The 24,916-nt window shown below is 71.3% G+C and carries 22 protein-coding genes; 9 read left to right on the forward strand and 13 right to left on the reverse strand.

All coding sequences use genetic code 11. The annotated features are described in order from the left end of the window. Positions 1–34: 34 nt before the first annotated feature. Both ACZ7LT_RS11400 and ACZ7LT_RS11405 read right to left on the reverse strand, forming a co-directional pair. Positions 35–832: a phytanoyl-CoA dioxygenase family protein gene (locus tag ACZ7LT_RS11400; RefSeq protein WP_471235782.1), complete on the reverse strand. Its 798-nt coding sequence runs from the start codon at positions 830–832 to the stop codon at positions 35–37. Between the two features lie 45 nt (positions 833–877). Beyond that, complete coding sequence (locus ACZ7LT_RS11405; RefSeq protein ID WP_471235783.1) at positions 878–1,606, reverse strand: class I SAM-dependent methyltransferase; 729 nt, start codon at positions 1,604–1,606, stop codon at positions 878–880. A 143-nt stretch (positions 1,607–1,749) separates the two neighbouring features. Between ACZ7LT_RS11405 and ACZ7LT_RS11410 the strand changes: the two genes are divergently transcribed. Continuing rightward, positions 1,750–2,967 carry a methyltransferase domain-containing protein gene (locus ACZ7LT_RS11410; RefSeq protein ID WP_471235784.1) on the forward strand — a complete coding sequence of 406 codons (1,218 nt, stop codon included), beginning with the start codon at positions 1,750–1,752 and terminating at the stop codon, positions 2,965–2,967. Positions 2,968–3,022: 55 nt separating this feature from the next. Here the strand turns inward: ACZ7LT_RS11410 and ACZ7LT_RS11415 are convergent, their stop codons facing one another. The 4 genes from ACZ7LT_RS11415 to fabG form a co-directional block, all read right to left on the reverse strand. Then, complete coding sequence (locus tag ACZ7LT_RS11415; protein ID WP_471235785.1) at positions 3,023–5,113, reverse strand: AfsR/SARP family transcriptional regulator; 2,091 nt, start codon at positions 5,111–5,113, stop codon at positions 3,023–3,025. 191 nt (positions 5,114–5,304) lie between these two features. Further along, positions 5,305–6,612, reverse strand: coding sequence for an activator-dependent family glycosyltransferase (locus tag ACZ7LT_RS11420; protein WP_471235786.1), 1,308 nt, complete (start codon positions 6,610–6,612; stop codon positions 5,305–5,307). Between the two features lie 17 nt (positions 6,613–6,629). Beyond that, the gene (locus ACZ7LT_RS11425) at positions 6,630–7,580 is read right to left on the reverse strand and encodes an aromatase/cyclase (protein ID WP_471235787.1); all 951 of its coding nucleotides are present in this window, start codon (positions 7,578–7,580) and stop codon (positions 6,630–6,632) included. A 25-nt stretch (positions 7,581–7,605) separates the two neighbouring features. Further along, positions 7,606–8,391, reverse strand: coding sequence for a 3-oxoacyl-ACP reductase FabG (fabG, locus tag ACZ7LT_RS11430; protein WP_471235788.1), 786 nt, complete (start codon positions 8,389–8,391; stop codon positions 7,606–7,608). A 188-nt stretch (positions 8,392–8,579) separates the two neighbouring features. On the opposite strand from fabG, the gene ACZ7LT_RS11435 reads away from it, so the two are divergent. Genes ACZ7LT_RS11435 through ACZ7LT_RS11445 form a run of 3 tightly spaced genes read left to right on the forward strand, consistent with a single transcriptional unit; the run spans position 8,580 to position 10,968 of the window. Further along, positions 8,580–9,641 (forward strand): methyltransferase, encoded by a 1,062-nt coding sequence (locus ACZ7LT_RS11435; RefSeq protein WP_471235789.1) that lies wholly within the window; start codon positions 8,580–8,582, stop codon positions 9,639–9,641. Further along, entirely contained in the window at positions 9,638–10,546 is a 909-nt protein-coding gene (locus ACZ7LT_RS11440) for an alpha/beta fold hydrolase (RefSeq protein ID WP_471235790.1), read from the forward strand. Before ACZ7LT_RS11435 ends, ACZ7LT_RS11440 begins: the two co-directional genes overlap by 4 nt. Before the next feature lie 2 nt (positions 10,547–10,548). Beyond that, positions 10,549–10,968 (forward strand): ester cyclase, encoded by a 420-nt coding sequence (locus ACZ7LT_RS11445; RefSeq protein ID WP_471235791.1) that lies wholly within the window; start codon positions 10,549–10,551, stop codon positions 10,966–10,968. 61 nt (positions 10,969–11,029) lie between these two features. Here ACZ7LT_RS11445 and ACZ7LT_RS11450 read toward each other — a convergent pair whose 3' ends face one another. Continuing rightward, a complete protein-coding gene (locus tag ACZ7LT_RS11450; RefSeq protein WP_471235792.1) occupies positions 11,030–12,112 on the reverse strand; it encodes a nucleotide disphospho-sugar-binding domain-containing protein in 1,083 nt (360 codons plus the stop codon). A gap of 224 nt (positions 12,113–12,336) precedes the next feature. On the opposite strand from ACZ7LT_RS11450, the gene ACZ7LT_RS11455 reads away from it, so the two are divergent. Genes ACZ7LT_RS11455 through ACZ7LT_RS11465 form a run of 3 tightly spaced genes read left to right on the forward strand, consistent with a single transcriptional unit; the run spans position 12,337 to position 15,331 of the window. After that, positions 12,337–13,146 (forward strand): FkbM family methyltransferase, encoded by an 810-nt coding sequence (locus tag ACZ7LT_RS11455; protein ID WP_471235793.1) that lies wholly within the window; start codon positions 12,337–12,339, stop codon positions 13,144–13,146. Between the two features lie 33 nt (positions 13,147–13,179). Continuing rightward, positions 13,180–14,007 (forward strand): NAD(P)H-binding protein, encoded by an 828-nt coding sequence (locus ACZ7LT_RS11460; protein WP_471235794.1) that lies wholly within the window; start codon positions 13,180–13,182, stop codon positions 14,005–14,007. 16 nt (positions 14,008–14,023) lie between these two features. Beyond that, complete coding sequence (locus tag ACZ7LT_RS11465; RefSeq protein ID WP_471235795.1) at positions 14,024–15,331, forward strand: activator-dependent family glycosyltransferase; 1,308 nt, start codon at positions 14,024–14,026, stop codon at positions 15,329–15,331. Between the two features lie 25 nt (positions 15,332–15,356). On the opposite strand, the gene ACZ7LT_RS11470 is transcribed toward ACZ7LT_RS11465, so the two are convergent. The 6 genes from ACZ7LT_RS11470 to ACZ7LT_RS11495 form a co-directional block, all read right to left on the reverse strand. Next, on the reverse strand, positions 15,357–16,640 hold the full coding sequence (locus ACZ7LT_RS11470) for an activator-dependent family glycosyltransferase (protein ID WP_471235796.1): 1,284 nt from the start codon (positions 16,638–16,640) through the stop codon (positions 15,357–15,359). Positions 16,641–16,650: 10 nt separating this feature from the next. Next, positions 16,651–17,877 (reverse strand): cytochrome P450 family protein, encoded by a 1,227-nt coding sequence (locus ACZ7LT_RS11475; RefSeq protein ID WP_471235797.1) that lies wholly within the window; start codon positions 17,875–17,877, stop codon positions 16,651–16,653. Positions 17,878–17,902: 25 nt separating this feature from the next. Then, positions 17,903–19,327, reverse strand: a complete 1,425-nt coding sequence (locus ACZ7LT_RS11480; RefSeq protein ID WP_471236328.1) for an NDP-hexose 2,3-dehydratase family protein — start codon at positions 19,325–19,327, stop codon at positions 17,903–17,905. Between the two features lie 74 nt (positions 19,328–19,401). Beyond that, positions 19,402–20,022, reverse strand: coding sequence for a dTDP-4-dehydrorhamnose 3,5-epimerase family protein (locus tag ACZ7LT_RS11485; protein WP_471235798.1), 621 nt, complete (start codon positions 20,020–20,022; stop codon positions 19,402–19,404). A gap of 29 nt (positions 20,023–20,051) precedes the next feature. Then, positions 20,052–21,344 (reverse strand): activator-dependent family glycosyltransferase, encoded by a 1,293-nt coding sequence (locus ACZ7LT_RS11490; RefSeq protein WP_471235799.1) that lies wholly within the window; start codon positions 21,342–21,344, stop codon positions 20,052–20,054. A 113-nt stretch (positions 21,345–21,457) separates the two neighbouring features. Continuing rightward, positions 21,458–23,230: an ABC transporter ATP-binding protein gene (locus ACZ7LT_RS11495; protein ID WP_471235800.1), complete on the reverse strand. Its 1,773-nt coding sequence runs from the start codon at positions 23,228–23,230 to the stop codon at positions 21,458–21,460. A 168-nt stretch (positions 23,231–23,398) separates the two neighbouring features. Between ACZ7LT_RS11495 and ACZ7LT_RS11500 the strand changes: the two genes are divergently transcribed. Both ACZ7LT_RS11500 and ACZ7LT_RS11505 read left to right on the forward strand, forming a co-directional pair. Next, entirely contained in the window at positions 23,399–23,974 is a 576-nt protein-coding gene (locus ACZ7LT_RS11500; protein WP_471235801.1) for a TetR/AcrR family transcriptional regulator, read from the forward strand. 13 nt (positions 23,975–23,987) lie between these two features. After that, complete coding sequence (locus tag ACZ7LT_RS11505) at positions 23,988–24,863, forward strand: SDR family oxidoreductase (protein ID WP_471235802.1); 876 nt, start codon at positions 23,988–23,990, stop codon at positions 24,861–24,863. Positions 24,864–24,916 lie beyond the last annotated feature (53 nt).

The following is a 24,916-nucleotide window of genomic DNA, read 5'->3' on the forward strand; positions in this document are numbered from 1 at the left end:
GCAACGCCTCCCGGGGCCCTTCCATGTGTCGCGGTCAGCCGCTGATGAGCGGGAACAGCTTTTCGTCGTCGAGCGGCTGCCCCGGGCGCATGTGGGACAGGTACTCGTCCATGACGCCGGGCAGATACGTGGCACCGGCGTCCATGAAGATCACGCCATGGCCGATCCGTCGCTCGTCGGTGTCATTGCGCCCCGCCATATGGACCGTACGGCAGTGGTGGAAGGCCACATCACCGGCGCGCAGCGGCACCGTGACCCGCGGCTGCCAGGGGAAGTCCGGCCACACCTCCTCGGCCGACCGGAAGTGCTCGAAGCTCGTCATGTGGACCAGCCGCTCGGACTCCTTGCGCAGATGGGAGCCGGGCACATAGCTCAGGCAGCCACGCTCGACGGGCACGTCCACCAAGGCGACCCAGGCGGTCAGGGTCAGCGACAGGCCGTCCATGGGCAGGCCGGCCTCGTCGTCGTGGATCAGGGTCGGCAGCGCCTTGCGCGGCTCCTTCACCAGGACCTCGCTGCTGTAGAGCCGCAGCGGGCCGCCGGCCAGCCGGGCGGCGATCCCGGTCAGGCTCGGATGCAGCGCGAGCGAGCGCAGCGTCTCGTCCTTGCGCCAGGCCTGGGTCACGTAGTTGACCTCGACCTGGCCGCCGTCCTCGCCGCCCGCCCAGATCTCCATGTCCCGTTCCAGGATGGCCTCGGCGGCCGCGCGGTAGGTGGCCACCTCCTCGGCGGAGAGCACTTGGGGGATGTGCACGAATCCGTCGTCACGGTAGCGGCGGACGGTGTCCTCGGACAGATTCTCGGGGGTGGTCAGCTCGCTCAGGGGCGGCACGTGACGGTCTCCTTCGGGTCTTGATCCAGCTGAGGTGGAGCACGGTCAGAGGGCGCGGGGTCGGGTGAGCGCACCGATGAACAGTCCCCGGCCGCCGTGGAGTCCCGGCACGTAGTCGACGCTCAGGCCGGCCGCGGTGAAGGCCGCCTCGTACTGGGCCCGGGTAAACAGCGTGATCCGATGCGTCTCGCTGAAGTGCCGTATGCCCGCGACCGAGTCCGCGACGAGGTAGTGCACCTCCATCCGTGACGTGTCGCCTTCGCGTACCGCGTGCGACACCCGGGCCAGCGTCCGCCCTGCCTCGGTGGCCGTACCGCTGGACACATAGCCGTCCAGGAAGGTCTCCGGGAACCACCACGGGTCGATCGCGACGACCCCTCCGGGATGAAGGTGGCGGGCGAACCGGTCGAGCGCGGCGTCCAGTTCGGCCGCCGACGACAGATAGCCGATGGATCCGAACATGCAGGTGACCGCGGAGAAGGCGGAGCCCAGCGCGAAGTCGCGCATGTCCCCGGTGTGCACCCGCACCCCGGGCAGCCGTCTTTGGGCGGCGGCCACCATCGGTGCGGACATCTCCAGTCCCTCGACCCGCTCGAACTCCTTGCGGAAGTACTGGAGATGGGCCCCGGTCCCGCAGGCCACGTCCAGCAGCGACCCGGCGTCCGGCAGCAGTGCCCGGACCCGGCGGGCGACCTCGGCCGCCTCGGCGGCGTAGTCCTTCCCCTTGCCCTGGTGCAGCAGCTCGTAAATTTCGCTGGCCTCGGCGCCGTACAAAGCGACTCCCCACTGTTCGCCCGACCCTCGCGTGTCCTCATCGTCGGAACGCCGGCTAGAGGGCCCGCCGAGACCCGCTGGAGCCGGTCGGCGTCGAGCCGTCGTCGACATGGCTGCGAGAGCGGGACGGAAGGCTGTTCACCATGACGAGCTGCCGTATCTGCGGCGGCCGACTTCACGAGTTCGGTGATTTCGGCACGCAGCCGCTGTCCAGCGGGTTTCTCGAGCCCGACTACATCGGGGACGAGTACTTCTTCCGGCTCGCGTTGGGCGTGTGCGCCTCGTGCAGCATGGTCCAACTCATGGAGGAAGTGCCGCGGCACCTGATGTTCAACGGGCACTACCCGTATCTGTCCTCCGGGTCGTCGGTGATGAGGAAGCACTTCGAGCAGACCGCTCAGTACTTCCTGCGAACCGAGCTGACGTCCCCCGATTCGTTCGTGGTCGAACTCGGCTGCAACGACGGCATCATGCTCAAGGCCCTCGCCGAGGCAGGCGTACGGCACCTGGGTGTGGAGCCGTCGGAGAGCGTGGCCGACATCGCCCGCAGGCTCGGCATCCGGGTATCGACCGAGTTCTTCCAAGAGTCCACCGCCACCGAGATCCGCGCGGCGGAGGGACCCGCGCAGCTGATCTACGCCGCCAACACCATCTGCCACATCCCCTACATGGACTCCATCTTCCGGGGGGTGGACGCCCTGCTCGCCGAGGACGGGGTGTTCGTCTTCGAGGACCCGTACCTCGCCGACATCGTCGACAAGACCTCCTACGACCAGATCTACGACGAGCACTACTACTTCTTCAGCGTCACGTCGGTCTCCGCCATGGCCGACCGGTTCGGCTTCGAACTGGTCAACGCCGAGCGGCTGGCGGTGCACGGCGGCGAGGTCCGCTACACCATCGCCCGCAAGGGCCGGCGCACACCCGACCCGTCGGTGGCCGCGCTGTTCACCGAGGAGAAGGTCAGGCGCCTGGCCGACCTGGAGACCCTGCGGACCTTCTTCGGAAAGGTCGAGAAGTCCCGCGACGACCTCGTGGGCCTGCTCAGGCGGCTCAAGGAGGAGGGCCGCACGGTCGTCGGATACGGCGCCACCGCGAAGAGCGCGACCGTGGCCAACTACTGCGGCATCGGCCCCGATCTGGTGTCCTTCGTCTCCGACACCACCCCCAACAAGCAGGGGCGGCTCACCCCCGGCTCGCACATACCGGTGCGCCCGCGGGCCGCGTTCGAGGATCCGTATCCCGACTACGCGCTGCTCTTCGCGTGGAACCACGCCGAGGAGATCATCGCCAAGGAGACCCGCTTCCGGGACGCGGGCGGAAAGTGGATCCTCTACGTCCCGCATGTCCACGTGGTCTGAGCGCGTGCGTGTGGCGAGGGAGTGCCTCCCTCGCCACACGCACGTCCGGGTGCCGTCAGGAGACGGCGGCGTGCCCGCCGCTGTGAGTGACAGCGTTGTCCAGCTCCGCGGCGCGCGCGTGCTCCGACCGGTCGCCCTGCGGTCCGCGCGCCGACCGCCCGTCACGGGCCGGCCGGGTGAGCGTGGCATCCAGCCGAGACCGGGCGTAGCGCCAGGTCAGCGACGGATAGGCGTAGTGCATGCCGTCATGGTCGTAGCGGACGATCTGGAGCAGATACATGTTGACGAAGCGCTGGAGCACCCGCTCCACCACGGGCACCTCGCAGCCGAGCAGCTCGGCCGCGGCCGGGGTGGAGAAGGAGTCCACGGGCAACATGCTGAGCAGCCGGAACGCGGCGCGGTCGGAGTGGGACAGCCGGCCGTAGACGGCGTCGAAGCCGGACTTCACATCCAGCTCGCCCAGCCTCAGCTCCGCCATGATGTCCCGGGACCTGGCCAGTTGGTCGGCGACCCGGGCCAGCGGCAGCCCGGGCATGGCCGCCAGCCGGCCGCCGATACATCGCAGCGCCAGCGGCAGCCCTCCGCACAGGGCCACCAGCCGGTCGGCGGCCTCCGACTCCTGCTCCAGCCGCTGCCGCCCGATGAGCGAGGCGAGCAGATCCAGGCCCTCCGGGCAGGCGAACACCTGAAGATCGACGTTCTGCGCCCCGGCCAGACCGTGCAGTCGGCGGCGACTGGTCAGGATCACCGCGCAGTGCGGCCCGCCGGGCAGCAGGGGGCGTACGTCGGCGAGCGAGGAGGCGTCGTCGAGGACGAGCAGCAGCCGTCGGGACGCGGTGGTCGACCTCAGCAGTTTGCTGCGCTCCTCCAGACCCTCCGGAATGTGCGTGTGCGGCACCCCGAGGGAGTGCAGCACCTCATGGAGGGCGTCCATGATGTCCCGGGGTGTGTCCGAGGAGCCGGCCAGCTCGACATGGAGCTGCCCGTCCTCGAACCGGTGGCGCAGCCGGTGCGCGAGATGGACGGCGAGGGCGGTCTTGCCCACCCCGGGCATGCCCGCGATCACCACGACCCGGGTCGCGTTGCCGTGCGGCTCGTCGGGGGTCAGATGCGCGGTGATCTCGTCGAGAGCGCCGGCGCGTCCGGTGAAGTCCGGTACGTCCGCCGGGAGTTCGGCCGGTACGGGCACCGGCGACGTGGGTGTGGCGGTGGCGTGCCGCTCCGGCGCCGCCCGGGCCGTGGTGACGGGTATTCGTTCCGGTGCCGGCGTCTCCTGCCGGGCCGGCTCGGGGGCGACGTCGTCGGCCGGGGCCGGCGCGGGCTCGACGTGTGGCGCGCTCACCGGCGCGCCCAGCGGCGCGGGGGCCGGACGCGGGGTCTGCCGGGCCTCGAACGGCGGACCGACGGGGGAGTCGCCGAGGAGGGCCTGGTGCAACTGGCGCAGTTCCTCGCCCGGTTCGAGACCGAGATCCTCGATCATGTTGCGGCGCAGCACCCGGAACGCCTCCAGGGCCTCATGGCGTCGCCCGGAGCGGTGCAGGGCGATCATGAGGGAGCCGTGCAGATGCTCGTGCAAGGGATGGGTGAGTACCAGGGACTTCAGCTCGCTCACCAGTTCCCGGTGGTGGCCGAGCTGGAGGTCCGCCTCGATACGCAGCTCCAGGATGCGGGAGCGGAACTCCTCGAGCCGCGTCGCGTACGAGGAGAGCAGGGTCCCCTGGTCCACGTCGACCAGCGCCGGCGCCTGCCAGGTCGAAAGCGCTTGGGTCAGAATGTCGCGGGCCCGGGCCGGATTTCCGGCCTCCAGCGCCGCCTGTCCCTCGGCGGCTGCTCCTTCCACCCGGTGGAGATCGATGGAGGAGTTCGGGATTTCCAGCAGATAGCCACCGGGGCGGGTATGGAGGAGTCCTTTTCCGCCGTGCCGAACAAGTATTTTCCGGAGCTTGTACACATAGGTCTGGAGAGTGGTCAGGGCGCTGGCCGGAGGGCCTTCCTCCCATAATTCGTCGATCAATTCATTCGTCTGCACCACGGCGTTGCGTCGCATGATCAGCAGGGCGATGACCTGCCGCGGCTTGGGTGCCGTCGGCGCTACATTCTGCCCTTTGTCGAGCATCTCTAGAGGTCCGAGAACCCGGAAATCCATGGCGTGCCCCCATTTGTTCAGCGGCTGGTCAAGCCGCTGTCGAAACTCGATCTTGACTTTAGGTTTCAAGGACGCTTCTGTCAATGGCGAAAAAAGTGTTCCCCAAGCGCGGGCAAAAATGGTTTGACGAGTGCGCGGTCAGGGGATTCGCCCGAGGTGTCCCGTATAAAGGAACGATGAGTGATGGGTTGTCACCGTCGAAATTCGGCCGTAAGTCGTTCGAGGGTGGGCACGATGTCGGCGGGGGCGGGGGTGGCCCGCATTTCGTCGCGGACGCGGGCGGCCGCCGCCGTGAACGACGGTTCGCCGAGGACCCGGGCCAGCAGGCCGCGCAGTTCGGCCGCGGTGAACCGTTCGGGGTCGGCGACTCTCAGGCCGGCGCCTGCCGCTTCGAGCCGTTCGGCCTTACGGGTGGTGTCCCAGAGCAGGTCGGGCACGATGACCTGCGGGACCCCATGGGTGAGCGCGGTGCCGAACGTCCCGGCGCCGCCATGGCTGATAACCGCCGCGCAGGTGGGCAGCAGGGCGTCGAGGGGAACGAACCCCACCACCCGTACGTTGGACGGTGGATCACCGCCGAGTGCGGCCAGCTGGGCCGCGTTCAAGGTGGCCACGACCTCCACGTCGAGCTCGGCGACCGCGGCCAGGATCTCGGTCAGGGACGCCCTGTCCCGACCGAACACCTCCTGCTGGGAGAGGCCCAGGGTCAGACACACCCGCGGCCGCGCCGACGGCTCGTGCACCCAGGAGGGTACGACCGACGGCCCGTGGTACGGCAGGTACCGCACGGGCACCCGGATCCCCGGCACCGCGAGGGCGAGCGACGCCGGCATCGGATCGACCGTCCACTGCCCGACCACCGCCTCCTCCGCGAACGCGCAGTCGTACGCGTCGAGTGTCCAGCCCAGCCACTCGGCCATCGGGTCGTCCCGCAGCAGGGGATGCCGGGAGCCGAGCTCGGCCCGGTAGTGGCCGCGCAGCCATCCGATCAGGTCCAGTCCGAAGAGCAGCCGGGCGTGGGCGGCGCCGGACGCCATCGCGGCGACCGGGCCCGAGAAGGTCATCGTGTCCCAGACCACCAGGTCCGGCCGCCACCACCGGGCGAATCGCACGAGATCGTCGATCGTGCCCGGGTCCGACTGGGTGGGGAACGCCCCCATCGTGAGCGCGAGTTGCCTGGCCTGCATGTACGGATACGTCATCCGCTCGGGGCGGAGCTCACTGATGTCGGTCAGCGCGACGAAGTCCAGCGCCCCGGGGCCCGTACCGCCCTCCTCCTGCGCCTCGGACCGCCGTTCGTCAAGCTCCTGGACGAGCGACTCCTGATCCAGCGGCTCGCCCACAGGTACGGCGGTGAGGCCGGCCCGCCGGATGTGCTCGACCGCGTCCGGCTGGCTGGCCATACGTACCTCGTGCCCGGCGGCGCGCAGCGCCCATGCCAGCGGAACCTGCGTATGCACATGGGACGTCGCGGCGAACGAGGTGAACAGGACCCGCATGGCGTTGCCTTTCCGGTTCAGCCGCGTGCGATGTCCTCGGCGTACTTCTTCGCATGCAGCATGGTGGTGGTGCTGTTGCGGCCGAGCGCCTCACGGACGAAGGTCCGCGCCTCGGCGACCCCGGCGTCCGCGCCGAGGATCCGGGTGATCGGCTCCGGGTTGATCACCACCGTGTGGGTGCTGGTGATCAGCGTCTGTGCCCCGTCCTCCCGGATCGTCCACTCACCGGTGTGCGCGGTCATCAGCGCGGGGGTCAGCAGCTGCTTGTAGACGATTCGCTCGTACGGGAAGCAGATCCGCACCGATCTGGTGGTGTGCGTGGAGCCGTCCGCCGTACGGGTGTCCATCTCCAGGATCTGCTGCTGGGGGACGTCCTCGGTGAGCTCCACCCGGGCCACGTGCGGAAGCCGGTCCGGCCACCGGTCGGCCTGGTCGACGAAGTCGTACACGTCCTTGGCGGCACCGTCGACCGGGATCGTGTCGGAGAACGACAGCAGCAGCTCGGCCCGCCGCTCGCGCTGTTCGGCCGCGTCGCGCAGCGCCGCCAGCTCCTTGTCGCTGTTACGGTCCACCGCCTGCCGGATCCACTCCACATGCGCCGGATCGTCGCCGACCGCGCGGTAGTCGTGCAGCAGCCGGACCAGGGTGCCGCCTTCCGGCCGCGGCTCCATCACCCACTCACCGCCCATCGCGGCGACCGGGGAGCGGGAGACCTCCTGCCGGAAGCGGACGCGCAGGCCCGCCCGGTCCAGCTCACGCCGGGAGACCCAGCCCTTCACCTCGCCGTTGGCGGTCGCCCAGATCCGTATCCGCTCGGTGTCCCCGGTCCGCTCGGCCTGCTCGGCATGGACGGTCGGCGGAAAGATCACCGGCCAGTCCGCCACGTTCTCGATCAGCCCGAACACCACCTCGGGCGCGGCCGCCACGATGATGCGGTGCTCGGTGCGGTGCGTCGCCGGCTTTGTCATGGATTGCGTCTCCCTCGGTCCGTGCTCAGTAATTGCCGAGCCCGCCGCAGACGTTGAGCGCCTGCGCGGTGATCGACGCGGCCGTGTCCGTGACCAGGTAGCCCACCAGGCCGGCGACCTCCTCGGGCGTGGAGTACCGGCCCAGCGGGATCTTCGCCTCGAACCGGTTCAGCACCTCCTCCTCGGAGGTCTCCCAGAACGCCGCATAGCCCTGGCGCACCCGCTGCGCCATCGGCGTCTCCACATAGCCGGGGCAGACCGCGTTGACGGTCACCCCGGTCTTGGCGAGCTCAAGGCCCAGCGCCTTGGTGAGGCCGACGACTCCGTGCTTGGAGGCCGAGTAGGGCGCCCCGAACATCACGCCCTGCTTGCCGCCGGTGGAGGCGATGTTGACGATGCGGCCGTGGCCCCTCTCCAGCATCCCGCCGGTGGTGAGCACCTCCCGGGTCATCCGGAAGACGCCGTCGAGATTGGTCTCCATCACATCGCGCCACAGCTCGTCGGTGATCTCCGCGGTCGTACCGCCGCCACTGCGGCCCGCGTTGTTCACCAGCACACCGACCGGCCCGTAACGCTCCTTCGCCGCGGTGACGAAGGCGCGGATCTGGTCCGCGGAACGGACGTCGCAGGTCTGCCCGTCGACGTCATGGCCCGCCTTGCGCAGCCGCTCCACCGTCGCGTCCACCTGGGACCGGTCACGTGCGCACAGAAAGACCCGGTGGCCGCGCTCGGCCAGCAGCTCCGCGACCGCCGCACCGATTCCGCTGGTCGCGCCGGTCACCACGGCGACGCCTTGATCCTGACTTGTCATGCCATCCCCCTCACCAGTGGTCCGGCGGCCCAGGCTGCCAGCGGAGCCTCGTACCCCACTGGACCCGATCGTCCGGGCCGTCCGGAACCGGCCCAGTGATCATCGAGAGCCTTGCGAGAGGAGGGCCGCATACTCGCCGGGCAAACGGCTGGGACAAGGGCCGGCCGGCGGATCCGGGAGAAGCCCACGTGAGCAGTTCCAGCAGACAGCACGACGGCACCCCCATGGACGTCCTGATCAGCATGTGCGACCTGGTGACTCCGATGGCGCTGCGGGTCGCGGCGACGCTGCGGCTGACCGACCACATGCTCTCCGGCGCCACCGTCGCCAAGGACCTCGCCGCCGCCACCGGCACCGATCCCGGCGCGCTGCACCGCCTCGTCCGCCATCTCGCCGCCGTCGGGGTGTACCGCGAGACCTCCCCCGGCCGGTTCGAGCCCACGGACGTCGGGCTGCTGCTCGCCGACGACCACCCTGTGCAGCAGCGCCACTGGCTCGCTCTCGACCAGCCCGTCGGCCGCGCCGACCTCGCGTTCACCCGCCTCCTCGACGCGGTCAGGACCGGCCGGCCCTCCTACGAGGCGCTGTACGGGCGCCCCTTCTGGGAGGACCTGTCGGCCGTCCCCGAACTCGGCGAGGCCTTCGACCGGCTGATGGCCACCGAGGAGGAGGCCGTCCACGCCGCGCCGATCGCCGCCTACGACTGGAGCGGGGTGCGCCATGTGCTCGACGTCGGCGGCGCCCCGGGCGGATTCCTCCAGTCCGTGGTGCGCGCCGCACCGCATCTGCGCGGCACCGTCCTCGACCTGCCCGGCCCGGCCGGCCGGACCCGCGAGCGGATCGCCGCCGCCGGGATGGACGGCCGCATCGACGTGCTCGGCGGCGACTTCTTCGACGAACTCCCCGTCCGCGCCGACCTCGTCCTGCTCTCCATGGTGCTGCTCAACTGGCAGGACGACGACGCCCGGCGCATCCTCGAACGCTGCCGCGACGCCCTGGAACCGGGCGGCCGCATCCTGCTGCGGGAGCGCGCCGAGCCCGCCGAGGGGCCCGACGTCTCCACCTCCGACCGCTACTTCAGCGTCCTGGACATGCGGATGCTGGTCTTCCTCGGCGGGCGGGTCCGCACCACCGAGGAGTGGCGCGCCCTGGCCGCCTCCGCCGGACTGGCTGTCACCTCCCTGGTGACACCCATCAGCTCGCCGGTCGTCCCCTTCGACTTCTGCCTGATCGAAATGAGCCCCGTATGACCGAGTGCATCGTCCGGAGCGAAGACGTACGACTGTGGAGCGAGGCTCTCGGAGACCCGGCGCATCCCCCGCTGCTCCTCATCGCCGGCGGCAACCAGTCCTCGCGCGCGTGGCCCCGTGACTTCGTCGACCAGCTCACCTCACGCGGGCTGCGGGTGATCCGCTACGACCACCGGGACACCGGCCGCTCCACGGTCCGCGACTTCGCCGCCCATCCCTACACGTACACGGAGCTGACCCGGGACGCGGTCGCCGTCCTCGACGCCCATGACATCCCCGCCGCCCATGTGGTGACCATGTCCATGGGCACGATCATGGGTCAGCTCCTCGCCCTCGACCACCCCGGACGGCTGCTGAGCCTCACCCTCATGCTCGGCGGTGGCCTCGACGTCGACTTCGACGGCAACATCGAACGCCTCTTCAAGGGCGAACCCTCCGCCGACGGACTTCCCCTGCCCGGACCGGCCCTCCTGGACGCCCTGGAGCTGATGTCGCAGCCCGTCGACGGAGCCGGCGCCGAGCTCGACCGGCGCGTCGAGCGCTCCCGGATCTTCTCCGGCGACCAGCTCCCCTTCGACGCGGACGAGTTCCGCCGCTGGGAGCAGGACGCCGCCGACCACGCCGGCACGGCCACCGAACCGACCGCCCACCACATGCTCCCGTCCCACCCCCGCGAGCGTGCCACCGAACTCGCCCAGGTCCGGGTGCCCACCCAGGTCGTCCAGGCCCTCAACGACCCGATCGCCCCGCCCCCGCACGGACGCCACCTCGCCGGACTCATCCCCGGCGCCCGGCTCGTGGAGATCCCCGGCATGGGCCACGCCCTGCCCGGCGCCGTCCACGCACCCCTCGCCGAGGCCATCACCGCGCACGTCTTCAGCCCCCAGCCGCAAGGAGAGCAGTAGCCATGTCACCCGCCGACAACAAGCGCCGCGCCCTGGAGATGGTGGCCGCCTGGAACCGGGGCGATCCCGACGGGGTCATCGCCTTCTGGGCCCCCGGCGCCGTCCACTACGACGAGGACGGCCGGTCCATGCCCGCCGGCCTGATCGCGGACATCATGCGCGGCTCCCTGACGTCCTTCCCCGACCTTCACCTGGAGGCGAAGAGCATCGTCGCCGAGGGCGACCGGGTCATGCTCCGCATCACCGTCACCGCCACGCACAAGGGTGACTTCATGGGTGTGCCCGCCACCGGACAGCCGGTCACCTGGCACTACCTCGAAGAACTGCGGTTCGACGACCAGGGCCGGGTCGTCGAGCACTGGGACGTCATGAACTTCTCGCCCCTCTACCGCGCCCTGGGCAAGGTCCCCGAAGGCCTCTGACTCCGTACGCACGACGGTGCCGGGCCCCTCGTCCGTACGAGAGGCCCGGCACCGGCACGTCTCAGGCCGCCAGTTCCTCGAGCCGCGGTACCAGCGCGGCCGGGCTCGGCATCGTTCCGCGCAGCTCGTCGCGCAGCCCGAGGGCCGCCGTCCGCAGCGCCGGGTCCTCGAGCAGCCGCCGGCACTCGGCCGCGCCGATCTCCGCCGCGTCCACCGCGAAACCGGCCCCGCTGCTCACCAGCAGATCGCTGTTGGCCCGCTGGTAGGCGCCGTCCGGGAGCACACACTGCGGCACCCCCAGGGTCATCGCCGTCAGCAGCGTCCCCGACCCCGCGTGGTGCACGATCCCGGCACACGTCTCCAGCAGCGGCGCGAGCGGCACCCACTCCACCGTCCTGACGTTCGGCGGCAGTTCACCGAGCAGCTCCACATCTCCGCCGCCCAGGGTCAGCACGAACTCCGCGTCCACCTCGCCCGCCGCCGCGATCAGAGGTGCGAGGACGGTGATGCCGCCCCACTGCGCCCCGATCGACCCCAGCGTGACCGCGATCCGGGGCCGGTCGGCCGGCCGGGCCAGCCAGTCGGGCAGCACCGCGCCGCCGTTGTACGGGACGTATCGCATCGACCACTCGTGCTCGGGTCGTTCCCCGCCCGGCAGCAGCGGTACGAGCCGCTCGGGGACGGAGGTGATCCGCACGGTCCGGGGCGGCGTCCCCGGGATCCCATGGCGTTCGTAGTCGCCCTTCATGGCCTCGCGGAGCAGCCCCGCCAGCCGCGGATCGCTGTCCGCCGGGCCCAACGGCAGCTCCACGCAGGGAATCCCCAGCGCTGCGGCGGCCAGCGCTCCGGCGCCCTGCGCGGCCGAGTGCACGATCAGATCCGGCCGGTAGGACCGGGCCACCTCCAAGGTCCCGTCGACCTCGACCCCGGAGACCCGGCCGAACAGCTCGGCCAGGAACTCCACCCCTGCGTCCTCGACGTACATCGGATCCTCGGCGCCGTCCGGCACCCAGACCTTGGTGTAGTCCAGGCCGGGGGTGATGTCGACGGCGTGCAGACCCGCCGCCGTGACGGCGTCCAGCGCGTCACCGACGGCGTACCGCACGTCGTGCCCCGCCGCCCGCAGCGCGTGCGCCAGCGGCACCGTCGGAAAGATATGGCTGAGTACGGGAGATGTGACGAACAGCGCGCGCATGGTTCCCCTGTCGACGAAGTGCGCCGACGGCTTCCGGGCGGCCGGGGCGCAGGCTCCGGCGAGCGTGTCAGGACGATCTCGCGCGGCGACCGACAACCGGTCGACCCGCCCGGCGCCCGCGGCTCCAGCGGTCTGCGGGGGGAAGTCATGGGCGCGGCCCCATCGTGGACCGCATGGTGGACTACTGGAACCTCCCCGCCGACCTGCCTCCGGCCCCGCCGACCGTGCGCTGCGCGCTGCCCGACGGGCCCACGGTCCAGGCCATGAACGAGGCCGAGGCGCAGACCCTCTGGACGGAGCTCACCGAAGCGCCGTTCTACCGGACCGCGGCCGCCGGTCTCGGCCCCGACGAGGTGATCGTCGACGTCGGCGCACACGTCGGACTCGCCGCGATCCGCTTCGCCGCCCAGGCCCCCGGCGCCCGCGTCCTGGCCTTCGAACCGGCGCCCAAAACCCATGGCTGCCTCGCGGCCAATCTCGCCGAACACCTGCCCGGCGCCACCGCCTTCAACATGGCACTCGGTTCCGAGCCCGGCACCGCCGAACTGATCTTCCACCCGTACATCCCGTCCTCCTCCACCCTCTTCGAGGACGAGGAGGACAACGTCCGCAACATCGAGGCCAACCTCGACAACATCGACGCCGACCAGCAGACCCGGCAGGTCGTGTGGCGGATGTTCGACGTACGGCAGACCGTCCAGGTGGACGTCGGCACGCTCAGCGGAATCATCCGGGACCAGGGCGTCGAGCGCATCGGGCTGCTCAAGGTGGACGTGGAGCGCGGCGAGCTGGACGTCCTCAAGGGTCTCGACGACGAGCACTGGCCGATGGTGCGCCGCGTCCTGCTCGAAGTCCACGACATCGACGGCCGCCTCGACGAGATCACCGCCCTGATGGCCAAGCACGGGCTGCGCTCCGAGATCTCCCAGTTCGGGGTGTACACCGGCGGCACCGTCCATCTGGTCCTGGCCACCCGCGACTGACGCACCCCGCCCCGACCGAACGGACCCACCCCCGTGACCTTTCTGATCACCGGAGCCACCGGCAGCGTCGGCCGCCATGTGGTCGACCTCCTGGTGGCGGCCGGGGCGCCCGTACGCGCCCTGACCCGCACCCCGGACAGCGCCGCGCTCCCCGACGCCGTCGAGGTCGTCGCAGGAGACCTGCTGCGCCCCGACAGCCTGCTGCCCTCCCTGACGGGTGTCGAACGGCTCTATCTGTTCCCCGAGCCGTCCACCGCCGCTCAGGTCGCGCGGCTCGCCGCCCAGGCGGGGGTACGGCGGATCGTCGTCCTCTCCTCCGACGCCGTCACCGAGGGCAGCGACCCTGACCACCACCGCCCGGTCGAGGAGGCCGTCGAGCGGACCGGCCTCGACTGGACCCATGTCCGGCCGGGGGAGTTCGCCGCCAACAAGCTGAGCGTCTGGGGCAGTTCCATCGCCACCGGCGGCGTGGTGCGCGCCGCCTACCCCGACGCCGTCGGCGCCCCCGTCCACGAGGCCGACGTGGCGGCGGTCGCCGCCGCGGCACTCCTGGAGGACGGCCACGCCGGGGCCGTGCACAGCGTCTCGGGCCCCGAGGCGCTCACCGTACGCGAGCAGGTACGGTCCCTGGCCGCCGGACTCGGGCGTGAGCTGCGCTTCGAGGAGGTCACCCCGGCCGCGGCCCGCGCGGACATGATCGAACAGGGCCTCCCCGAGCCGATCGCCGACTACATCCTGGCCTTCCAGGCCTCCTGGGTGGGCCGGCCCGCCGCCGTGTACGACACGGTCGAGCGGCTCACCGGCAAACCCGCCCGCACCCTGGCCCAGTGGGCCGCCGACCACCGGGCGGACTTCCGATGACCCCGGAGGCCCGCTGATGCGCGTCCTGTTCACCACTCTCGCCGCCGCCACCCATCTGCACGCCCAGGTGCCCCTCGCCTGGGCGCTGCGCGCCGCCGGACACGAGGTGTGCGTGGCCAGCCAGCCCGACCTGGCCGACGACATCGTCCGCTCCGGCCTCACCGCCGTGTCCGTCGGACAGGCCCTCGACCCCGGACAGTGGACCGACGTCTCCCCGCTGACCGAGCAGGAGGTGCGGGTCGAGGGCAACATCTGGAACGCCCAGGGCGGCATCGCCTGGGAGCTGTTCGACCTGTGCGAGCTGCGCCCGGAGCGGCTCACCTACGACTACATGCAGTGCGTCCTCACCGCCTGGACCAGCCACAGCTTCCAGCAGACCTCCTCACCCGGCACGGTCGACGACCTGGTCGCCTTCGCCCGCCGGTGGCGGCCCGACCTGGTGATCTGGGATCCGACGACCTTCGCCGGTGCGATCGCCGCCATGGCCACCGGAGCCGCCCACGCCCGGCTGATGTTCGGCTTCGACGTCATCGGCCGGATGAGGCAGAGCTACCGCGCCGCGCTGCGCGAGCGACCGCCGGAGCACCGCGAGGACCCGTTCGAGGAGTGGCTGGGCCCGCTGCTCCGCCGCCACGGGCGGGAGTTCGCGGAGGAGGCCGTCCTCGGCCAGTGGACCATCGACCCCGTACCGACCTCACTGCGGCTCGACGTCGACCATCCGTATCTGCCGATGCGCTACGTGCCGTACAACGGACACGCCACCGTCCCCGGCTGGCTGCGCCGCCCCGCCGGCCGGCGCCGGGTCTGCCTCACGCTGGGCCGGTCGTTCCGCGAACTGCTCGGCGGCGACCGGGCCTCGGTCGCCGAACTCCTCGACGCGGTCGCCGAACTCGACATCGAGGTGGTCGCCACGCTCAACTCCGCCCAGCTGGCCGAGCTGCCCCGGCTCCCGGACAACGTCCGTGCCGTGGACTTCGTCCCGCTGGACGCGCTGCTGCCCAGCTGCTCGGCCATCATCCACCACAGCGGCTCGGGCACCACCCAGACCGCGCTGGCCCACGGGGTCCCGCAGGTCGTCGTGCCCGCGCTGATGCTGGACAACCTGCTCAAGGCCCGGCGCGTGGAGGAGGCCGGCGCGGGGCTGTATGTACGGGACGTCCGTGCACTGACCGCGGCCGGGCTGCGCGACCTGCTCGTACGCGTCCTGGAGGAGCCGTCCTTCACCCTCCGGGCGGGCGCCCTGCGCCGGGAGATGCTCGGCACGCCCTCGCCCCGCGAGATCGTGCCCGCTCTGGAGCGGCTGACTGCGGCCCACCGGCGCTGACCGCAGCCCCGCCCCAGCCGCGGGGTCAGCGCGCCGCGGCCACCCGGCCGTGGTGGCGCGCGGTGAGCCGCTCCAGGGTCTCCACCACCTCGTTCGGGTGCGGCGCCGTCCGGACCTCGTCGCGTATCAGCCCAGCCCGCCGCCGGAACTCCGGCTCCTCCAGGAGCCGGACGAGCCCGGCCCGCAGGCTCCGCGCCGACACCCCGCCGGCCGGCAGATGCAGCCCGGCCCCCAGCTCCTCGATCCGCTGCGAGCGGTACACGGCATCCCACACGCGGCCGAGCGAGATCTGCGGCACCCCGAGGGCGGTGGCCGTCCCCCAGGTGCCCGCCCCGCCGTGGTGCACGATCGCCGCACAGGTCGGCAGCAGCGCGTCCAGCGGGACGTGGTCGACCACCCGGACGTTGTCCGGGGTGGCGCCGATCAGCTCACGTTCCGCCGGGTTCAGCGTCGCCACCACCTCGATGTCCAGACCGTCCACGGCCGCGAAGACGTCGTCGGCGAGGACGGCGTTGGGGGCACCGGTGTCCCGGGCCGTCATCCCCGCCGTCACACAGACCCGCGGCCGCTCGGGCTCTGCGCGCAGCCAGCCCGGCACCACGGTCGGGACCTGCCCGTTGTACGGGATGTACCGCATCGGCACCAGCGGATGCCCCAGGGACAGCCGGACGCTCGGCGGCATCTGGTCGATGGACCACTGTCCGGTGACGATCTCCTCGTCGAAGGAGCAGCCGTACCGGCCGAGCGTCCAGGTCAGCCACTCGCCGAGGGTGTCGTCGCGGTGGGCGGCCGCCCCCGCCGCGAGGCGGTCGAGGAAGAGCCGGCGCGTGCTGCCGAACATGTCGGGGAACGACAGCAGCCGCGCATGGGCCGCTCCGCTCGCGCGGGCGGCGACCGCCCCGGCGAAGGTGAACGGCTCCCAGATCACCAGATCGGGACGCCAGTCGCGGGCGAACGCGACCAGCTCGTCGATCATCGACTCGTTGTTGATCCAGGAGTAGAAGAGCGAAGCCATGACCGTGTCATGGCCCTTGAGGAAGGAGAACGGCAGCCGCTCGTGGCGCTTCTCCAGATAGTCCGCCCGGTCGTGCAGCGTCATGATGTCGCCGCCCACCGCCCCGAGCACCGTGTGCAGGGCGGGGTCACCGCCCACCGGAACGGCCGTCAGTCCGGCGCCGACGATGGCGTCGGTCAGGGCGGGCTGGCTCGCCACCCGCACGTCGTGACCGGCCGTCCGCAGCGCCCACGCCAGCGGCACGGACCCACTGAAGTGGCTTTCCTCCGCGAAACACGTCATCAGTACCCGCATCGGACCCCCCTCAGCCGGCCGTCGTGGTGACGGGCAGATACAGCACACCGCCGGTGACCGGGGCCCGCAGCCGCCGTAGTTCGGGTTCCGCCCGGCGCAGCGCCCCGAGCCGGCCGGTGACTGCCGCCACCGCCGCGGTGGCGAGAGGCACGGCGAACGGCTCCAGCACCCCCGTGGGGAGGCCATCCGTGAACGCCAGCGTCCCCGGCCCGGGCTCCCGCCCCGGATCGAAGCGGTCCGGGTCCGCGAACGCCTCCGGGTCCCGCTGCGCGGCCTCCACCAGTACGGTCACCTCGGCACCGGCCGCGAGCGGCACGCCCGCCACCTCCACGTCCTCGTAGGCGAACAGCTTCTGCAGCCGCACCGGAGGGGCGTGGCGCACGGTCTCCCGTACCGCCGCCGCCACCAGCTCCGGGTCCTCGCGGACCGCGGCCACCGCGTCGGGAGCGTCCAGAAGCGCGGAGACGGTCCGCGCGGTGAGGTTGGCGGCCAGCTGCACGCCGGCGACGGCGAGCAGCATCCGCGACGCGAACAGGTCGTCCCCGGGCCCGCCGGGGGTCACCGCCGCGATCAGATCGCGGATCTCCGTGGCGGCCGTGATCAGTTCACGGGCCGTGGACATCCGCGGCGGGCACAAGGTGGCGTCCAGCGCGGGCGCCGCCTGCGCGCACAGCGCGGCCAGCCGGCCGGGGTCCACCCCCGTCCCCACCATCCCGGCCAGGGCGTGCGCGGCCAGCGGATGCGCGAAGTCGGTCATCAGGTCGAAGGTGTCGCCCAGCCGGTCCAGCAGCACGGTGGCCCGCTCCGCCACCCGCGCCGAGAAGCCCGAGTCCGTACCGACGGCTGCCACGGTCACCCCGCGCAGCCGCTGGTACGCCTCGCGATCCAGGGCGAGGAACACGTCGTCCAGGGGCAGGACGTCGTGCAGGGCGGGGATCTGCCAGGCGAAGGACGCCTCCTCACCGTCCGGTGCCTGCGGCTTCGGGTAGCGCACCCCGAACCGCGCGTCGCCCAGCAGCGCGGCGGCCGTGGCATACCGCGCGGTCACCCAGCTCTCGGCGGTGCTCCACATCAACGGCCCGTGTTCCCGGGCACGTCGCCCCAGCTCGTGCGGGTCGTCACTCTCGGCCCGCAGCAGCAGGGCGTACGGGTCGTCCTTGATGCCGTAGATCCACTGCATGCCGCGGAGCGTCATCAGCTCGGGACCCAGCTCGCTGTCGGTCTTGGTGGAAATCATGCGGCCGAAAGTAGGCCGGGCCGCTCTAGCTTCCCTCGACTCCCGCTGTGCTCGGGCCGGTCGCCACCGAGGGCATGGCCGGGGCGGCCGTCGCCGGTGCGGCGAGCAGACTGTGCAGGCAGGTCACCAGACTGCGGGCCTGGACGTTGAGATAGTGGCTGTGCCGCAGCAGCTCCATCAGTTGGTGGACAGCGATCCAGCGGAACTCCGGATGCTCGATCCCCTCCGCGTCCGTCTCCACGATCATGTACCGGCTCAGGGCGTGGTAGAAGCGCCCGCCCTCCTCCGAGAGCACCGTGTCGTAGCGGAGCTGGGAGGGGGCCGCCGACAGCACGGTGTCCAGGAACGGCGGCCGGGCCGCGGCAGGCAGCACTTCCACACTGTCCGGGATGCACTGCACGGTCGGGGCCAGTTCGGCCACGTCCAGATAGCCCGGCTCCACGCGCGCGTGCATCAGCGCGTGCAGCACACCGTCGATCCGCGCCACCAGCAGCGCGATCACGCCCTGACCCTGGGGCCGGATCATCGGCTGTGTCCAGTGGGCGACCTCCCGGCCCCCGGCGGTCACGTCCACCCCGATGACCGAGAAGAACCGCCCGCTCTCGTGCGTGATCGTCTCGGGGGTGCGCCGCCAGCCCCGTAGCCCGTCGAGCGCGATGCGCTCGGTGAGCACGTCGATGCCGGCACGGGTGTCCGTGAGCCAGTTCAGCAGCTCCCCGAGCGAGTGCCGGGCACCGGCCGACGGCTGGCAGGAACGCACCAGGGCCCCACGGAAGCCCGTACCGTCGGAGCGCAGCACGGTGTCCAGACCGCGCGCGGGCAGCGGCAGACAGGACAGCACCGAACGCAGATCCATGTTGACCCGGTCCTCCTCGGCGAGCATCGCGTACAGCTCGCCAAGGGTCAGCCAGGTGAACCCGTCGCGGAGTTCGACCTCCCGCGTGGTCTCCACCACCATGTTGCGATTGCGTTTGCGGTAGAACCAGGCGCCCTGCTCCGACTGGCGCACATCGGCGATCACATGATGGGCGTGGTGGTCGCGGAAGTACTCCAGATACGGCACGGCGCGGCCCTGATGGACCCGGGTGTAGTTGGAGCGGGTGGCCTGCACGGTGGGGGAGAGCTGGAGGCCGTTGCGGTTGCCCGGCTCGACCTTCGCCTGGACCAGGGCGCGCAGGACACCGTCGGTCTCCTTCACCAGCAGGCCGAGCACCCCGATCTCCGGCTGGTTGATGATGGGCTGGGTCCATTCGGGAACCGGCCCCTGGGGCACCTTGGCCGCCAGACCCTCGATGGTGAAGAACTTGCCGCTGTCGTGGCGGATGTCGCCGGTGTCCGGGTCGCGGTGCCAGCCACTGAGCCCGTCGAGCGGCATCGGAGCCACCTCGGTGTAGGCGTACCGGCCGAACTCGGTGAACCACCGCTGCACGTCCGCCACCCGCTCGGCCATGGGGGTATCGCCGGACCCGTGGGCCAGCGACTCGGCGAGCCGCAGCGGGGTGTCGGTAAAACCGTGGAGCGTCCTCACGACCGCAGCGCCCGGTCGATCTCCAGGCACTTGTCGTAGTCGGGGAGCATGCCCGCCGCCTGCGCCTCGGCCAGCGTGGGTGCCTGGGTGTCCCGTTCGGACATGATCGGGTCGATGTCGATGTCGCTGGGGATGGGCAGCCCGAGCGCGGGGTCGAGGACCGACAGGGCCATCTCGTCCTCCTTCACGTACTCGCCGGAGAGCATGTACGAGACGACCGTGTCGTCCTCCAGCGCGACGAAGGCGTGCGCGACCCCGACGGGGAAGTACATGGCGCGGCAGCTCGCCGGGTCGAGGACCACGCTGTCGGAGGCGCCGAAGGTGGGTGAGCCGACCCGGATGTCCAGGGCGATGTCCAGCACCCGGCCCCGGGCGCAGTAGACGTATTTGGCGATGCCGGGCGGGCACACGGTGAAGTGCAGCCCCCGCACCACCCCCCGCTGGGAGGTGCTGTGGTTGGTCTGGGCCACCCGGAAAAGGGAGTGCCCGGTCGCCTCGACGAAGGCGCTCTCCTGGTACGGAGAGGTGAAGGATCCGCGCTCGTCGTCGAAGACCCGGGGAATGAATTCGTAGGCGCCGTCGACGGCGAGTTTGCGTGACTGCATGGTGAAGGTCATCTGTCCGTCTCTCCCGAACTCAGCGGTATTCAGCGGTACTCGGCGGTCAGGCGTTCCAGGACCGGCACGATGTCGCGGGGCGCGGGCATGCCCAGCATCTCCCGGCGGACACCGGCCGCGTTCCGGGCGAAGGAGGGGTCGTCCAGCACGCGGACGAGCATGTCCCGCAGCTGGGCCGCGGTGAACCGGTCGACATCGGCCACGGCCAGGCCCGTGCCGGTCGACCGGAGGTGGCGCATCTTGTACGGGGAGTCCCAGAGCAGGTCCGGGACGATGATCTGAGGTATCCCGTGCAGCTGGGCGTTCTGGAAGGTCCCCGCGCCGCCCTGGTGGATGACGGCCGAGCAGCTCGGCAGCAGCGCGTCCAGCGGGACGAAGTCCACCACCCGGACGTTGTCCGGCACCTTCCCCGCCTCGCCCAGCTGTGCCGCCGACAGGGTGGCGACGACCTCGGCGTCCACGTCGGCGACCGCTTCCAGCAGATCCGCCACCGAAGCACGGTCCGCCCCCAGCACCTCACGGCCGGACGAGCCCAGGGTCAGACAGACCCGGGGCCGCTCCAGCGGCTCGGCGAGCCAGTCGGGCAGCACGGACGGGCCGTTGTACGGGACGAACCGCACCGGTACGTGGTGCTGGCCGGGTACCGGCAGCCGCATCGCGGCCGGCAGCCCGTCCATGGTCCAGTGCCCGGTGACGACCTCCTCCGTGAAGGGGCGGCCGTACCCGTCCAGGACCCCGCCGAGCCACTCGGCCAGCGGGTCGGAGCGTTCACCGGCCGGCAACCGGTCGTGCTCCTGGCGGAAGAGCTGCCGGGAGTGGCCCAGGAGATCCGCGCCGAACAGCAGCCGGGCATGGGCGGCGCCGGTGACCGTCGCGGCGACGGCCCCGGCGAACGTATGGGTGTCCCAGACCACCAGATCCGGCTTCCACCGCCGGGCGAAGCCGACCAGGTCGCCGATCGTGGACGCGGAGGAGAGCGTCGGATACACATGGGTCGCCATCAGCGCGAAGGCGTTCCGCAGATAGCCGTAGGTACGGCGCTCCGGGTGCAGTCCGGACAGATCGGCATGGGTGAGGAAGTCCGGGTCGCCGGCCACTTCCTCGGTGTCGTCCCGCCGCCGGTTGGCCCCGGACATCTGCACATCCAGATCCAGGTGTTCGCCGACCCCCACGGCCGTCAGACCGGTGTGGGAGATGTACTCGACGAGATCCGGCTGGCTCGCGACACACACGTCGTGGCCGGCCGAGCGCAGCGCCCAGGCGAGCGGGATCTGGATGTGCAGGTGGGACTTGGCGGCGAAGGTCGTGAACAGGACCCGCATCACAGCTCTCCTCTGCTTCCGCCCCGAAGCGTGGTGGGCGGCCCTCGCAGCCCGATCGACGACGGCTGGACGCCCGTGCGGGACCGGGCGCCCGGCCGTCTCGTGTCCGGAGGTCAGCCGGCGACGGCCGTGTCCCGGCCCTGGGCCCCCTGGTTGATCGTCGCGATCCGTAGCGCCGCCACCAGATCCCGGTACAGGTCGTCGGTGGCGAGCAGTTCGTCATGGCTGCCTGTGGCCCGGCACAAGCCGTCCTCCATGACGAGGATCTGGTCGGCGTCGACGACGGTGGAGAGCCGGTGGGCGATGGTGATCACGGCGCCGCGGGCGGCGACCTCGACCACGGCGTCATGGATCGCGGACTCGGTCAGCCCGTCCAGCTGGGCGGTCGCCTCGTCCAGCAGCAGGATCTCGGGCTCGCTCACCAGGGCCCGGGCCAGTGCGATGCGCTGGCGCTCGCCGCCGGAGACGACGGTGCCGTCCATCGGGGTGTCCAGGCCCTGCGGGAGGGAGCTGACCTTCTCGTCGAGCCGGACGGCCCGCAGTACGGCCCACAGGGCCTCGTCGTCCGCCTCGGGGTTGGTGTAGCGCAGGTTCTCCCGCAGGGTGCCCGGCACCAGCGGGGTGTCCTGCTCGACATAGACGATCCGCCGGCGCAGCTCGTCCAGCGAATACTGGGCGAGCGGGACGCCGTCGAGGGCGACAGTGCCGTCCTCCGGCTCCAGGAAGCGCAGGACGAGCGAGAACAGCGTGGTCTTCCCGGCGCCGGACGGGCCGACCACCGCGGTGTGCCCGCGGCGGGGGATGTCCATGCTCACGCCGTTCAGCGCCCTCCTGGTGCCCGGGGCGTAACGGGCCGTCACCTCACGGAAGGACAGCACGGGGGAGTGGACGCCGGCGATCGAGGCCGTGGTCCGCTCGGGCACCGCCCGGGTGTCCTCCACCGGCAGGTCCTGGATCTCGCGGATCCGCGCGGACGCGGCGAGGCCGGACTGGAGCAGGGAGACCGACTGGCTCAGTTTGGTGACGGGGTCGACGACCAGGAACGCGTACAGCAGGAAGGCGACAAGCCCGGAGACGGTCAGCTGGCCCAGGCTCACCCGCCAGGCGCCCACCCCCAGGATGACCAGGATCGCGCCCTGGAAACCGACGCCGGTCAGCGTCCAGCTGAGCGCCTCGATCCGCACCGCCCGCATCCGCTGCCGGAACGACTCACGCGCCTCGCGCAGGATGCGGTCGCTCTCCCAGGTCTCGGAGCGGCTGGCCTTCACCGTACGGATCGCCCGCAGCGCGCCCTCAAGGACGCCGCCCAGCCGCCCGATCGCCGCCTGCGCCTCCTGCTGGGCCGCCGCCAGCGGCCGCATGACCAGGCCGATCACCGCGGCGATCAGGACGATCGTGCCGACCATGACGAGCAGCAGCACCCAGTCGAGCGCCGCCATCAGCACCAATGACCCGACCACCATGATCATCGAGCTGAAGAACTCCAGTGCGGTGGAGGAGGCGGCCTCCCGCAGCAGCAGGGTGTCGGAGGTGACGCGCGTGACCAGCTCTCCGGGGGAGCGCCGGCCCAGTCCGCCGACCGGTACGTGCAGCAGTCGCCGCACCATGGTGACGCGGGCGTCCAGGACCACCTGCTCCGCGAGGCGGCCCAGCATGATCAGCCGGATCCACCCCAGGGCCGAACCGACGATCAGCAGGCCGACCAGGATCCAGATGGCCCGGGCCAGGGGAGCGGAGTCCGCCAGGCCGTCCAGGATGCCTTTGGTGGCCATGGGGGTGGCCAGCATGGTCCCGGTGGTCACGGCCGTCAGGGCGAAGGCCACCAGCAGCGTCCAGCGGTGCGGCCGTACGAAGGACCAGAGCACCCGCGTGTTGGCGAACCGCACCGGGGGGCTCCCGGCGGGTGCGCCTCCTAAGACCATGCCCTCCACGCTCATGTCGCCGCCCCTCTCTCGATCCACTTCCAGAACATCAGAGCATCTAAATGGAACATCGATGTCCCAAAATAGCAGACGGGTGACCATTGATGGGTGATCATCTGCTACGTTTGGCACATGGGCAGTGCAGATGTGGAGTCCGGAACACGCAGTCGCACCCGCCGCGCCATCCTGGGTGCGGCCGCGGAGGTGCTCGCCCGGGACCGCGCCGCGACGCTGGCCGAGATCGCCAAGGCCGCCCAGGTGGGACGCAGCACGCTGCACCGCTACTTCCCCGACCGGGACGTCCTGGTCCAGGCCGCGGTCGCCGACGCCTATCTGGTGATCCAGCAGTCGGTCCAGGACGCGGCGGTCGGTGACGGGCCGCCGCTGGAGGCCCTGCGCCGACTGGTCGCGGCCCTGGTCGACACGGGGGAGCGGCTGCTGTTCCTCTACGGCGACCCTCGCGTCCTCGACGGCTTCGACGCGGGCGACGAACCGGACTCCGTGGCACAGATGGTGACCGATCTGATCAGGCGCGGCCAGGCCGAAGGCGTCTTCGACCCCACGGTCGCGGTGGAGTGGATCCAGGACACGCTCTGGGCGCTCGTCTACACCGGCTGCGACTCGGCCAGCCGCGGCGTTCTGCCGCGGCACGGCGTCGCGGCCGCGGTCATCCGCATGCTCGAGAACGGAATCCGAGCACAGACTTGAGGGGACGTGTGTTGTGACGATCTTGGTGACCGGGGCGACCGGAAACGTGGGACGCCAGGTGGTCCGCCGGCTGGTGGAAGCAGGTGAGGACGTACGGGCGCTGACCCGCTCGCCCGGGACGGCCGGCCTGCCCGCCGAGGCGCAGGTCGTCGCCGGCGACCTGGCCCGGCCCGAGACCCTGCCGCAGGCGCTGGACGGGGTGGAGAAGATGTTCCTCTTCCCCGTCCTGGAGGCGGCCGGGGAGGTGGTGGACCTGGCCGTGGCGGCGGGGGTGCGGCGGATCGTGCTGCTCTCCTCCGCGACCGTCACCGCCGGCTACGACACCGAGTACCACCTTCCGGTCGAGCTGGCCGTAGAGGCGTCCGGTGTCGAATGGACCCATGTCCGGCCCGGCGAGTTCGCGGTCAACTCGCTGCACATGTGGGGCCCTTCCATCCGGGCGACGCGCAGCGTCGTCGACCCCTACCCCGACCGCAGCAGCACTCCCATCCACGAGTGGGACATCGCCGACGTCGCCGCCGCCGCCCTCGTCGAGGACCGGCACGTCAACACCGCGTACACGCTGGCCGGCCCCCAGACGCTGACGCAGCGCGAACAGGTCGCCGCCATCGCCGCGGCCATCGGCGAGGACATCCGCATCGAGGAGCTCGGCGTGGCCGAGGCGCGCGCCTTCTACCACCGTCAGGGCGGCTGGGCGGCGGCCAACGCCGACTTCCTGCTCGGCTACGAGGACTACTCCGGCGTCGAATCCGCACCCGCCGAGCCCGCCGCCCTCGCCGAGGCCGAACCGGAGCAGGCCCCGGGGACGGTCACCGCCGACGCGGTCACCGGACGCCCCGCGAGGCCCTATACGGAATGGGCCCGCGACCACGCCGCCGACTTCCGCTGAACCCGGTGCCCCCGCCAGGGGGCACTCCAGCGCGATACGAGCCGAATCCACCG

This window comes from Streptomyces sp. NPDC039465 (assembly GCF_055639315.1).